We start from the raw sequence: 11552 nt of genomic DNA on the forward strand, positions 1-11552 counted from the left end.
GCCTTGCCGATGAGGCGAATGGCCATCAGCCGGTCTGCATTTCCCGTCCTGCGCGGCTGGTGATCGAGAAGTATTCGGGCAACAATTCGGCGAGTTTGGCCCTGCCAGCATCGAGCAGAACCGCCTCGAGCGCGCGCGCATCATCTTCCACTGCGCCGATCCCGATGTACCCTTCGCGTTTCAGGCCCTTCAGCGTCGTCGTCAATACCGGGCGCGATATGTCGATCCTTTCGCGGATTTCGGGGCCGGTCAATCGTCCACCTTCGCGCTCCAGCACGATGAGGATGAGAAACCGGGTCTGCGACAGGCCGTGCCGCGAGAAGAGCTGTTCCAGATCGCGCAGCAGAAAGCTGGCGTGTTGCAGCGTTTCAAGCGCGCGCCGCGTGGCCGGCTTGTCCATTTCGGGATAGCGGCTGGCATAGGCCGACATGATCGCATCGCTGGGCAATTCTTTCAGAAGGAACATCGCCAGCGCTCACCCTTGAGTCCCCGCCATCATGGCGATGAGGGTATCGCTGCTGATGCCCGCGCCGAAATGGTGCAGCACATGCTCCTCGAAATAGGCGTTCTGGTGGTCCTCGAAGGCGCCCACCCCATCGGTCACGACATAGGCGTTGTAGCCGAGATCATGCGCTTGGCGCAGCGAGGATTCGACGCAGACATGCGTCGCGAAGCCAAGGAAAACGACCGTGTTGATGTCGTTATTGCGCAGAAAGGCATCGAGCGTGGAATTGGTGAGCACGCTCGCCCCGCTGCGGCCGACGGTCACGAATTCGTCGGTTCGGGGCGTGAAGGCGACCGGGAAATTCGAACCGTCGCCGGTCCAGGTGCCGGCATTCTGGATCGCCCGACGCAGGCCGAGGGCATCTTCGACCGGGCCGAAGATCCGGTAGGCGCGATCACCGCGCAGATCGAGGGGGGCGTGAGCAACCGTCCAGCGCGCCTCGCGTGCGGCCTGGAGCACGCGCGCGCCATTTTCGATTGCCGATTGAAACTGCGCTTCGTCCCTGACCAGCAATTCCCTCAGCGTACCGTCGGGTGCGACCCACTCGTTCTGGAATTCGATGAAGACGAGCGCTGTCCGCTCCTTGTCTAGCGATGGCGGATTTGCGGGCGCTTCGGCAACTGCGGACACGGCGAAACCTCCAAGAGAGATGATAAACAGGAACGAGCGAACGGAACGAAGAAGGGTCATCGGTTGCTCCCTTTATGTTAGCTACCTAACGATAAATTCAGGGGTGGGTTCCTGTCAACCGCGCTTTGAGACCATAGGGAAAGGATCGCTAAATCAGGGGGGAAGGCGGTCCGTGGTGTCAATGCGACGCTAGAAGGATCGCCATCAATCGACATTCGCACCAGGCGGTCCGGCCTTCCATCGCTCTACCAGAAAATCGATGAACGCCCGCGTCTTGCGCGCAAGGATCGGCCGGTCGGGGAAGACGATCCAAACGTGCGCAGGCTGGGGTCTAAACGCCGGCAAGACCTCGACCAGCCGTTCGCTCCTCAAATCCTCGTCGACCAGAAACCCGGCGAGCAGCGCGATCCCGGCACCATCCAGCGCGGCTTGGCGCAGCATCACGGCGTTGTCGGCGGCGAGCTTGGGGCGGACGGGAATCTCGACCTCGCGGGACGATTCCGACAATTTCCAGACCGGACCCGCCGCCAGGGGACTGAAATGCAGGAGGTCGTGCTTTGCCAAGTCCGACGGGACATTCACTTCAGGGGCGCGGGCCAGATATTCGGGAGCCGCACACAAGTACCTTGGGATCTCGGCCAGGCGACGCGCTTTCAGGCCAGCCCCGCTCGCGAACACACCGATGCGGATCGCGGCATCGAACCGGTCTTCGACCAGGTCGATGTAATCGTCCGATACGCTCAATTCCAATTCGATACCCGGATGCGCGCGCCTGAAATCGGCCAGCAACGGTCCGATCGCGATCTGACCGAACGAAGTCGGCAGGGCCAGGCGCAAGACGCCCGTGGGCTCGGCCGAAAATCGCGCGACCATGGCCTCCGCGTCGGCCAGGCGCGACAGCAGATCCTGCGCATGCGGCAAGAGCGCGGCGCCCGCCTCGGTGAGCGTCACCGATCTGGTGTGCCTGTGAAACAGGGGAGTGCCAAGCGAGGCCTCGAGCGCCTTTATCCGTCGACTGAGGACCGAGGGGTGCAATTGCAGCGCCTCCGCGGCGCGCGCGAAGCTCAGGTTCGCCGCAACGGCACAAAACTCCGTCAGGGCTTGGGTGGAAAGCGAGGAGGGCATTGATGCCTCTTATGCAATTATTGGTGCCCAAACACCACTTTATTTCCACAATGGCACCCATCCATATTGGAGGCAGCCATTCACGCAAGGACCGAAGCATGCGCAATTCAGCTCCGATGGATCGTCCCGCCAAGCGACTCGACCCGTCCGCCCGACGTGCTCTCACAGCTTGTCTTCCCGCAGCGCTGTTCATGCTGGCGGCGCCACCAAGTGCTCATGCACGCGATGGTTCCTCGCCTGATTACGGCGCAAATACCGGCACGGCTTTCGCCGCCATGGAGCATTCCCTGCGTGCCGCGATCGACACAAAACATACCATCACGCTCCCGCCCCGGGTCGAATGGCCCAATGGCATCGCTTTCGATGGCGAGGGTCGCTTGCTCGTCGGCGCAATCACCGCGCCGGTCATCGCCCGGTTCGAGAGCGGCGCCTGGACGGAGATAGACGTGGCGGCTCCCGGCATCTTCTCGGTGACGAGCCTGACCCATGATCCCCGACGCAATCTCGTCTGGGGCACTTCGCCGGCATTTCTCGACGAAGATTCCGACCAGCAGCACGGCCTATATGCGCTTGAGGGCGAGGAGCTCGGGCTGGTCAGGTTTCTGCGACTGCCCGACGACGGTTTCGCCAATGACACCGAAATGGCCTTCGATGGCCGGTTGCTCGTGACCGACAGCGTGAACGGCCGAATTCTGGCCTATGATTGGGAGCGCGATGCCTTCGAGGTCCTGGTGGAGGACGAGCGTCTGAAGCCGCTCAACCGTGTTGGCGCGGCGGGGGTCGCCGTGGATCCGCAAGGGCGCGTCTATGTGGCCAATTTCGAGACGGGAGCATTGCTCATTCTGGCCGACGGTGCGCTGCGCCCGATCGCACTGGCCCGCCCACTCGAGAACCCGGACGGGCTTGCGCTGACAGAGGACGGCGCCCTGCTGGTGGCGGAAGGCGCAGTGCAAAGCGGCAATGGGCGACTACTGCGCATTCCCGAGCCATCCGCGCCGGGGCCCCGCCCGGTCGAAACGGCAAGCGAGCGTATCGAATCGCCGGTGAATCTGGCGGTTGGCCCGGACGGTGTGGCCTATGTCACCGAATCCCGCATCCGGCGGAAGATCGGACCCGATCCGACCGAGGCAAGGCCGTATGATTTTCGCGTCATCGTGAGCGAGCTGGCGGCGGACGCCGGGCAAAGCTCCGAGTGATCGCTCGAACGAGCGAAGCCTGCTCTTATCGCCGGGACCGAGCCGCCGACAAATGCTCCCTCGCCGCCTGCCATAGATTTTCGACCAGGTCGCCGGCCGGACCTTCGCCCGCCAATCCGCCCGACTGGCCTGACCATGCCTGCATACGATCGATATCGTCATCGTCGCGTGCTGCGGCGGTCATGGGCTGGGTCAGGAGGCGTTGCCAGGGATAGGCTGCCGGTTGCGGCGCATCGGGCCGAGCGGCAGTGCGGGCGAAGGCCGTATCGATGGCGCGCCCGGCCCGGCCCGTAAAGGCTCGCGTGAGGATCGTTTCCTCGGGCAATGCCCGGCCGATCGCATCCTTCCAGGAAGAAGGGATGGCGCTTTCGGTGCAGCGCAGAAAGCCGGTGCCGATCTGGACGGCGGACGCGCCGAGCATGAAGGCGGCGGCAATTCCGCGACCATCGGCAATGCCGCCGGTTGCCACGACCGGCACGTCCACAGCATCGACGATACTGGGCAGGAGCGACGACAGGCCCACCTGGGTCGCCTCTGCCGCGCTTTGATCGAAAGTGCCGCGATGGCCACCGGCCTCCATCCCTTGCGCCACTATGACGTCGGCGCCCGCCTGCGCCGCTTCTTTCGCTTCGGCGACCGTCGTCACGCTTGCCATCCAGGGAATGCCGGCCGCCTTCAACTTCGCTACGAATTCGGCAGGAAAGACGCCCATGATCGAAGAGATTGCCGCGGGCCGTCCCGCGAGCATGGCTTCGCATTGCGCAGCGAAGTCTGGCAGCGGTGACGGCAGAGGGTCCGGTGCAGGCGTATCGCACCAGCGCGACAGAAAATGGCGCCATTCCGCTTCGCGATCCGGTTCCGGGCGCGGCGCCGTTTCCGGGATCCAGACATTGAGCTGGAAGGCGCTGCCAGCCGCCGAGCGCACTTCATCGGCCCATGCCGCGATCTGCTCGGGCTGCATCATGAGGCATCCGGCTGCGCCCCATCCGCCCGCCTTCATGATCGCGATCGACAAGGCGGGCGGACATGCGCCGGCCATCGGGGCCAGCATTACCGGGAACTGGCCACCGAAACGTTCGCAAAAGCGATTGCCGCGTGTGATGGGATCGACATCCATGAGGGCAGATGCGCGGATCGTCGGCCCGTCGTCAACCGCGCTGCCCGGGAATGGTGTACCCGCCGTCGACCAGGATCGCCTGACCGGTGATATTCGACGCTCGGTCGGAAAGCAGGAAGGCGGCCAATTGCGCGGCTTCCTCCGGCGTTCCCATCCGGCCGATGGGGTGGGCCTTGCCGAAGGCGTCCAGCACCGCCTCGTCATGGTCGAAGGCAATGCGCGTCATCTCGGTATCGATGCCGCCGGGATTGATGTTGTTTATCCGGATCCCGAGCGGTGCGAGCTCCAGTGCGGCGGCGCGCAGCAACCCGTCCATGCCGGCTTTGCTCGCGGAGTATACGGTAGATCCGGGCAGCGCGCCGAAGGCGAGCCATGACGAGGTGTTGACGATCGCGCCGCCGCCCTGGTCTTTCATTGTCCGAGCCTGCGCGCGCATCGACATCCAGATGGATTTCAGGTTGGTGTCGAGCGTGGAGTCCCAGTCCGCTTCGGACTGCTCCAGCATCGGTGAAAAATTGCCGATCGTCCCCGCATTATTGAAGGCGAAATCGAAGCGCCCGAAAGCGTTCGCAGTTTCCGTCACGATCCGCTCGTGATCTTCGGATCGTGTCACATCGGCGATCACGGCGATGGCTTCGCCGCCCGCGTCCTCGATACTCTCGACCAATTCCTCGAGCCGGTCCCTGCGCCGCGCAACCAGTGCCACCTTCGCGCCTTCGCGGGCGAACAGCTTGCCTGCTGCCGCACCGATGCCGGAGCTGGCACCGATGATTGCCCCGCACTTGTTCTCTAGTAACGCCATCGCTCTATCGTCCCTTTGCTGATGATGGCTTGGACATATTGCGCAATGGAGGCTTGATTAGGGGCCGAGACTGCATTGCCTGTTTCCGGCATGGCAATATTGCGATCCACGCTCGCTTCTGGACGGACCAGCGAGGTCTCGAGAAACCGGGCGGGCCCCGATTGTCCCGACAGACTTGCGACCGGCTCAGCGGCCCGGATTCGCGCGAGCCAAGCGAGGCGCTCTACACTGGCTTGGAAGGCCGCGAACGGGGCTTATTGGCTCACTCGGCTACGTTCGAACCGGCGGCGCATTCGGGAAGCACTTCCGGGGACCGCCTATCCAGTTGGGCGATAACCTCCTCATATCCGTATCGGGGCGACCAGTTCAGCTCTCGCCGGGCCTTGCCGGACGAGTAGACCCGGTCGATGGATCGGGGCAGAGGCCAGTTGCGGGCCTCGAACTCCGCATGGAGCGTTGGCATGCGCTGCCTGATGACTTCCTGTGCGTCGCGTTTCAGTGCGTCGCAGTCGTCCTTGTGAAAAGGCGTATCGCCCGAGACGTTGAACACCTCGAAATTTCGGCCTCGATGGTTCGCCGCCGTGACATGGGCCGATGCTACGTCTCGCGCGTCCACCCCGCGGTGCAGCCGGTATGCGGCCATGACCGGGGCCGGTTCCGGAAAGCACCGTGACATCCTGATCACGCGGACATCGAAGTTCTTGCCGGCCTGCGATCTCGCGACCCCCTCGGCCTGGAGCTTCGTACGATGATAGATCGTGCGGGGCAGGGGGTCTGTTTCCTCCGTCACCCAGACCGCGCTTTGGTCGTCTTGCGAGGCATGGCCGTACAAGGCAGTGGTGCTGGTGAGAATGAAGGTCCGCACCCCGGATGATCTCGCGATGTCGAGCGCCATGAGCGTTCCTTCGACGTTGATCCGCTCGAATTCACGGTCCGCAACTAGGCCGACATGGGGCGCGTGAAGCGCCGCGACATGGAACACCGCCGCGGCCCCGTCGAAGCCTTTCTTCAGGGCATCCTCGTCCAGCAGATCCGCCACGATCGTCGTCGCGGAACTGGGGCTGCGATCGATACTTGCGACGTCGTCGCCCGTTTCGCAAACCAGCCTATGAATGGCCCGGCCGATGCGCCCGCTGCTTCCGGTGATGGCAAATTTCGGCATCTGGAGGGTTCCCAATTTGCATCGAAGTCCAATCCGCCAAGCGGATAAGCGAATGCCGACGATTGCAAAACCTTGATGATCGACGCCCTTGCCCAAGAGAGGGTTCTGTTGCGCGAGGCGCTTTCTTCCTTCGGCCCGGCCTTGTCTGCCATGCGCACGGATCACCCCTGCACGCCGATCAATCGGGCCATAGCGGGCGCAGCGCCTCCGGAATGGCCGCTCGTATGCGCGCCGCCCGTTCGGGCCCAAGCTTACTTTCCCAGAGCCAGAATACGTCCGAGACGAGAGACGGAACCCGGAAATGATGCGCCTTTACACGTTGGTAAACGCGTTCCTGAAAGATCTCGGCATCGACCACGTCCTTCGGCTCTGCGGCAAGCGACCACCCTTCGAGGAAGATGCCTCGCTCGAGCGCCGGGAACTGGTTGGCGATCTCCACCACATCTTCTGCGGGCAGGCATTTGCGCAGTTCATGCATTACCGCTTTCATCTGCGGCCCGGATTGATGCGTGGTGCGCACTCCCATGCGTTCGGCCAGATCGCGGCACCATTCGACATGAAGGTCGCTGGCGCGTTCGACATCGTAGGGGTGGGCCAAGACTTTTCCTCTTCCCGATAGTTGCAGCCAGTCCAGGCGAGGGCCGGGTCAGCGCATGCGCTCGGTCGCGGTCTGTGGGCGACACAATCGCGGCCCGCCGCCACGCATGCGCGGGCGAAGAGCCGGTCGCAATACGCGCTTTCACGTCCGATCCCCAGCCCATTCGCGCATGCCTTCGAACCGGCGCGCAAGCGCCCGCAACGCTTCCACGTGGGCCAGGGGATTCTCGTCGGGTGCGAACGACACGGAAAGGTGGCCGCGCGGAAGATCGACGATCAGCCGGTTGGAATGTTCGTATCCGACCAGCACGAAGCGCGTCCCGCCTTGGTCCGGATTGGCGCGCGATCCGGCCAGCGTCAGCAGCGACGGATTGACGAAAAGCTCTTCGTATCGATCGCTGCTCGCACAGGATGCATTGCCCGGTTCTTTTCGCTCGAGCGAGTGCAAATCCTCATCCTCGAGAATGGCGACACACCTAATACCGGGACTGACATCGAAAAATTCGGAGAACACCTTCGCGGATAGGGCATGGGAGGGCGAGGCGGAGCGATCTTGCCGCAACGGCTTCGGCTCCGGCGAACCGGTCGGCACGACACGGCACGGATAGTGGCGGAGATAATGATCGCCGACATAGAGCGTGGCAAGATAGTGTAACGCCGATCGCGCGCCATTGCGGATAGTCTGCAGCAGGCCTTTCGGGGATTCCCAGCTCATGAGCGATCGGTGATCGTTGCGATCACTCCGTCCCGGAAGGAGAAATCCGTGGTCCCGCCGAGGGCGATCTTTTCCCCGGCCCGAGGGCCTCCGGGCAGGTCGCGCGCGAGGGTGCCGCGATAGGAAATCGTCGCCCGCAGGCCTGTCGTTTCGTCGTCCCTGAATTCGCTCAGGCTCCGCAGCGTCTGGTGACGCTCCGCGAACATGGCTGCACCGGCCTCCGCGAGTTTGCGAAACGCCTCCAACCCGGTCGCGCGATGCGTGGTCTGCCCTCCGGCGATGTTCCTGAATTCTACGTCGACATGCAGTGGCTTCAGCATCGCCCCGACGTCGAACGCGTTGTATGCCGTGATATAGGCTTCGATCAGTTTCCTCTGCTGGCTATCGTCCATTCGCCCTCCCTTCGTCTGCGTCAGGTTCATCGTCGAGGAAGGCGAGCACCTGCCGGACCACCTTGTGCGGAGCTTCCAGCTGCGGCAGATGCCCCGCACCCTCGATCACGGCCAATTCGGCATCGAGGAGAGACGCAAGTCTCCTGCCTCTATCCAGGGGTATCCAGGGATCGCGCTCTCCCCAGAGCACTTTGACGGGAGATTTCACCTCGGACAGGCGATCTTCGAACTCGGCTGTATATCGCTCGTCGGCTTGCGCGAACTGGTTGTAGAAGCTCTTCCGGCCTTCATCTGTCAGCCATGGCGCGCAAAGCCGTTCGAAATCTCCTTGCGGGACGTCCCCAGACAAAGCGCCCTGAATATAGGCGGCGACTACCGCTTTATGGATCGGCGGCGGGAGCCCCTCGAACGCTTCGACATGGCGGCCGACGTGGTCGAAGAATTCGGAACCCCACGGCCGCAGGGCTACGACGTTCATGAGGACGTAGCGGCGATATTCGCATCCGTGGAGAAGGTGCGCCCGCAAAGAAACCGCCCCGCCGAAATCATGCGCCAGCACATGCGGGCGATCCAGCTTAAGCGTGTCGAGCATGTAGGCGAAGACTTCGCCCTGCACATCGAGCGAAGTCGGCCGGGTGCCCGACATTTCCGACTGTCCATAGCCGGGCATATCGTACCAGTGGACGCGGAATCTTCGCGCCAGCGGTTCGACGATCCTGTGCCAGCAGAAGGATGACCATGGCCAGCCGTGGGCCAGGATCAGGTCCTCGCCCTCGCCGCAGGCACCGAAGGCCACCACGCCGGCCGGGGTCTCTACCGTCTGGTCGACATTCCAGGCGAGTTCTGTTCCCACGGATCACACCTTCATTCGCGATGCCATCGTGCAAAGCCTTGCCTCGCACGCGAATCGGTTCTAGCAAAGTAGACAGACCAGTCTACCTAGAGAATCTATGAGCAGTCGAGCCTCACAACGCCTTACCGAAGCCGCCTCGCGCCTATTCCAGGCGAAGGGGCTTTCCTCGGTCGGGATCAACGAAGTGGTCAGGGAGGCGGGCGTCGCGAAAATGTCGCTCTACAACAACTTCCCTTCCAAGTCCGATCTCGCCAAGGCCGCATACGCGCAGCTTTCAAAGGAACGGCAGCAAGCCATCGAGGCGCTCGTGAAGAAGGTGGCCGATCCGGAGACTGCCATACTCGAGATGTTCGACCTCGCCGGTCGCCTCGCGGCGCGGCCGGGGTTTCGAGGGTGCGCCTTCATAGACCTCGCCGCCCATTCGGCGCAGGATATCGGGCTGCGAGATCTTGTCCGGGACCACAAGCGCGCGATCCATCGGCACTTCGAGGAATCGGCCCGACGCCACGGCGCGGTGCGCCCGCGGCAGCTTGCGACCCAGCTTCTCGCCCTCTGGGACGGCGCCCTGACCGATGCTGCCATCGAAGGGAGCCTCGAGCCGATACATGCCGCGCGCGAGGCGGCGCACGTCTTGCTCGCCGCCTCGAAATGACCATGCTCCTCGTGCGCGCTCGCCTTTGCTGACCGGCCGCCTCTCCACACATACTCCCGGAGAAATCGAAACATATGTTGATGGCCTCGTTCATGTTCCGGCCCGGTACGCCGGATGCCGATTTCACTGCCCTGAACCGGGAAATCAGCTCCCGGGCGAATAGTCTCGAGGGTTTCCTGGGAGAGGAGAACTGGATTTCCGACGACGGCTCGTTGCGCGTCGCCAATTACTGGTGGGCGGATCGCGCCAGCCTCGATCTTTTCATACGCGACAAGGTCCATCGTTACGCGAAAAGTCGCCAGTCACGATGGTACGATGGGTATCACGTCGTCATAGTCGAAGTGCTCGCCGCCTATGGAGACGGGCGACTGCCTCACGTGACCGGGGATACGCGACGGCAGGCCGGAGGCAAGCGGTGAGCGCCGAAGTCTGGGCGGCCTTCCTCCTGTTTGCAGTGGTCGCGGTCGCCACGCCGGGCCCAAACAACCTGCTCTTGCTCAACGCTGGCCTGCGTCAGGGGCTCCAAAAGACGCTTCCCTTCGTAATCGGGATAAACATCGGCTTTTCGATGTTGATGCTGGCGATCGGCTTCGGGCTGGGTCGGCTCTTCGAGGAGAGTCCCGCAATTCAGATGGCCCTCAAGATCCTCGGCACTGCCTACTTCCTATATCTTGCATTCCGGTTGTTCCGGCCTGCGGAGGCAAGGGAGCAGGAAGAGAAGCCATGGAGGCTGGGGTTTTGGTCCGGGATCGCCATTCAGGCGGTCAATCCCAAAGCCTGGGTAATGTGCATTACGACGATTTCCCTCTTTCTACCCCGCGATTGGGATATCGGGACGCTGGGATCGATGGTTGGCGCGTTCGTGGTCCTGGGCGCACCGGCGAATATTGCCTGGGCAGGATTGGGACGTTCGCTGAGGTCCATTCTGTCCGACGCCAAGCGGCTCCGGCTCTTCAACATGTCGATGGCAGCGCTACTCATCCTCTCGATTGCACCAGTGTGGATTTCCAGATTCTGATGGAGGTCCAGCCACCTCTGTTGCTTTCCGTTCTCGGTGCGGCATTCATCGCGCAGGTTAGCCCCGGGCCTGCAACGGCCGCGATCGCGCGCGAGGCAATGGTGAAGGGGCGATCCGCGGCGATCCGACTGGCCCTGGGCGTGACGACCGGTTCGTGGGCGTGGTCGGTCCTGGCCGCGGGCGGATTGGGCGCGATCATCCTCGCTCAGGAATATCTCCTCATCCTCGTTCGGATCGCGGCTGCCGTCTATCTCGGCTGGCTCGCCTGGAGGTCGGCCCGCGCGACCTTTGCGTCGAATCGGAATGACCTGCGGGCTTGCGCCCGGCCATCAGGAAACAGCTATGCCAGGGGCCTGTTCATCCATTTGACCAACCCCAAGGCTATCCTGTTCTTCGGCGCGCTATACTCTTTGGCGCTCCCGCGAGGCGCATCGATTGGTGCGATCGCCCTTATCGTCGTGAGCATCGCGATTCAGAGTCTCGCGACCTTTCTCGGACTCGCCATCCTGTTTTCCCATGAGAGGGTGGTTGCCGGGTATCGACAATTTGGGCGAATGCTCGAGTGCCTGTTCGCTGCCGTCTTCGGATCGGCCGCCGTCCTGCTCACCTTCGATCTTGTTCGTGCCGTGAAGGGCGCATCCAAGGCTTCATGATTCGAAGCGTCCCATTCGCGTCGAAAATTCGCAGTCCCAGGCACAGGCGCTGCGCTGTTATGGCAACTTTCCGCCATCAATACCGATTAGGATGAAGAGGTCTTGCACCTCCGGCGGTTGGAAATGCCACTCGCC

General features: G+C 62.9%; 15 protein-coding genes. 5 read left to right on the forward strand and 10 right to left on the reverse strand.

Features of this window, described 5'->3' with window-relative positions; genetic code table 11:
• Positions 1-25: 25 nt before the first annotated feature.
• The 3 genes from ASS64_RS10130 to ASS64_RS10140 form a co-directional block, all read right to left on the reverse strand.
• Positions 26-466, reverse strand: coding sequence for a MarR family winged helix-turn-helix transcriptional regulator (locus tag ASS64_RS10130; protein ID WP_067693720.1), 441 nt, complete (start codon positions 464-466; stop codon positions 26-28).
• Positions 467-475: 9 nt separating this feature from the next.
• On the reverse strand, positions 476-1195 hold the full coding sequence (locus tag ASS64_RS10135) for an isochorismatase family cysteine hydrolase (protein WP_083508298.1): 720 nt from the start codon (positions 1193-1195) through the stop codon (positions 476-478).
• A 144-nt stretch (positions 1196-1339) separates the two neighbouring features.
• Positions 1340-2260: a LysR family transcriptional regulator gene (locus tag ASS64_RS10140; protein ID WP_067693724.1), complete on the reverse strand. Its 921-nt coding sequence runs from the start codon at positions 2258-2260 to the stop codon at positions 1340-1342.
• Between the two features lie 98 nt (positions 2261-2358).
• Between ASS64_RS10140 and ASS64_RS10145 the strand changes: the two genes are divergently transcribed.
• Entirely contained in the window at positions 2359-3456 is a 1098-nt protein-coding gene (locus ASS64_RS10145; RefSeq protein WP_157075160.1) for a hypothetical protein, read from the forward strand.
• A gap of 25 nt (positions 3457-3481) precedes the next feature.
• Here the strand turns inward: ASS64_RS10145 and ASS64_RS10150 are convergent, their stop codons facing one another.
• The 7 genes from ASS64_RS10150 to ASS64_RS10180 form a co-directional block, all read right to left on the reverse strand.
• Positions 3482-4573, reverse strand: coding sequence for a nitronate monooxygenase family protein (locus ASS64_RS10150; RefSeq protein ID WP_067693729.1), 1092 nt, complete (start codon positions 4571-4573; stop codon positions 3482-3484).
• Between the two features lie 31 nt (positions 4574-4604).
• Entirely contained in the window at positions 4605-5375 is a 771-nt protein-coding gene (locus tag ASS64_RS10155; RefSeq protein WP_067693732.1) for an SDR family NAD(P)-dependent oxidoreductase, read from the reverse strand.
• A 262-nt stretch (positions 5376-5637) separates the two neighbouring features.
• The gene (locus ASS64_RS10160) at positions 5638-6537 is read right to left on the reverse strand and encodes an NAD(P)-dependent oxidoreductase (RefSeq protein ID WP_067693735.1); all 900 of its coding nucleotides are present in this window, start codon (positions 6535-6537) and stop codon (positions 5638-5640) included.
• 178 nt (positions 6538-6715) lie between these two features.
• Positions 6716-7135 (reverse strand): DUF2267 domain-containing protein, encoded by a 420-nt coding sequence (locus ASS64_RS10165; RefSeq protein ID WP_067693738.1) that lies wholly within the window; start codon positions 7133-7135, stop codon positions 6716-6718.
• Positions 7136-7276: 141 nt separating this feature from the next.
• A complete protein-coding gene (locus ASS64_RS10170) occupies positions 7277-7849 on the reverse strand; it encodes a hypothetical protein (protein ID WP_067693741.1) in 573 nt (190 codons plus the stop codon).
• The gene (locus ASS64_RS10175) at positions 7846-8241 is read right to left on the reverse strand and encodes a nuclear transport factor 2 family protein (protein ID WP_067693744.1); all 396 of its coding nucleotides are present in this window, start codon (positions 8239-8241) and stop codon (positions 7846-7848) included. Before ASS64_RS10175 ends, ASS64_RS10170 begins: the two co-directional genes overlap by 4 nt.
• The gene (locus tag ASS64_RS10180; protein WP_067693747.1) at positions 8231-9094 is read right to left on the reverse strand and encodes an alpha/beta fold hydrolase; all 864 of its coding nucleotides are present in this window, start codon (positions 9092-9094) and stop codon (positions 8231-8233) included. Before ASS64_RS10180 ends, ASS64_RS10175 begins: the two co-directional genes overlap by 11 nt.
• Positions 9095-9191: 97 nt before the next feature.
• Here ASS64_RS10180 and ASS64_RS10185 point away from each other — a divergent pair, with 97 nt between their 5' ends.
• The 4 genes from ASS64_RS10185 (at position 9192) to ASS64_RS10200 (ending at position 11417) form a co-directional block, all read left to right on the forward strand.
• Complete coding sequence (locus ASS64_RS10185; protein ID WP_067693750.1) at positions 9192-9746, forward strand: TetR/AcrR family transcriptional regulator; 555 nt, start codon at positions 9192-9194, stop codon at positions 9744-9746.
• Positions 9747-9826: 80 nt separating this feature from the next.
• On the forward strand, positions 9827-10165 hold the full coding sequence (locus ASS64_RS16695; RefSeq protein WP_157075161.1) for an antibiotic biosynthesis monooxygenase: 339 nt from the start codon (positions 9827-9829) through the stop codon (positions 10163-10165).
• Positions 10162-10764, forward strand: coding sequence for a LysE family translocator (locus ASS64_RS10195; protein ID WP_067693756.1), 603 nt, complete (start codon positions 10162-10164; stop codon positions 10762-10764). Before ASS64_RS16695 ends, ASS64_RS10195 begins: the two co-directional genes overlap by 4 nt.
• Positions 10746-11417 carry a LysE family translocator gene (locus ASS64_RS10200; protein ID WP_157075162.1) on the forward strand — a complete coding sequence of 224 codons (672 nt, stop codon included), beginning with the start codon at positions 10746-10748 and terminating at the stop codon, positions 11415-11417. Before ASS64_RS10195 ends, ASS64_RS10200 begins: the two co-directional genes overlap by 19 nt.
• Positions 11418-11552: the final 135 nt, after the last annotated feature.

The organism is Erythrobacter sp. AP23 (genome assembly GCF_001542855.1).
Classification (GTDB): Bacteria; Pseudomonadota; Alphaproteobacteria; order Sphingomonadales; family Sphingomonadaceae; genus Qipengyuania.

Bases quoted from the DNA above. Each gene is read 5' to 3' on its own strand.
- ASS64_RS10185 (WP_067693750.1), top strand. From the start codon at position 9,192: ATGAGCAGTCGAGCCTCACAACGCCTTACCGAAGCCGCCTCGCGCCTA.
- ASS64_RS10130 (WP_067693720.1), bottom strand. From the start codon at position 466: ATGTTCCTTCTGAAAGAATTGCCCAGCGATGCGATCATGTCGGCCTAT.
- ASS64_RS10175 (WP_067693744.1), bottom strand. From the start codon at position 8,241: ATGGACGATAGCCAGCAGAGGAAACTGATCGAAGCCTATATCACGGCA.
- ASS64_RS10155 (WP_067693732.1), bottom strand. From the start codon at position 5,375: ATGGCGTTACTAGAGAACAAGTGCGGGGCAATCATCGGTGCCAGCTCC.
- ASS64_RS16695 (WP_157075161.1), top strand. From the start codon at position 9,827: ATGGCCTCGTTCATGTTCCGGCCCGGTACGCCGGATGCCGATTTCACT.
- ASS64_RS10160 (WP_067693735.1), bottom strand. From the start codon at position 6,537: ATGCCGAAATTTGCCATCACCGGAAGCAGCGGGCGCATCGGCCGGGCC.
- ASS64_RS10140 (WP_067693724.1), bottom strand. From the start codon at position 2,260: ATGCCCTCCTCGCTTTCCACCCAAGCCCTGACGGAGTTTTGTGCCGTT.
- ASS64_RS10135 (WP_083508298.1), bottom strand. From the start codon at position 1,195: ATGACCCTTCTTCGTTCCGTTCGCTCGTTCCTGTTTATCATCTCTCTT.
- ASS64_RS10170 (WP_067693741.1), bottom strand. From the start codon at position 7,849: ATGAGCTGGGAATCCCCGAAAGGCCTGCTGCAGACTATCCGCAATGGC.
- ASS64_RS10150 (WP_067693729.1), bottom strand. From the start codon at position 4,573: ATGGATGTCGATCCCATCACACGCGGCAATCGCTTTTGCGAACGTTTC.
- ASS64_RS10145 (WP_157075160.1), top strand. From the start codon at position 2,359: ATGCGCAATTCAGCTCCGATGGATCGTCCCGCCAAGCGACTCGACCCG.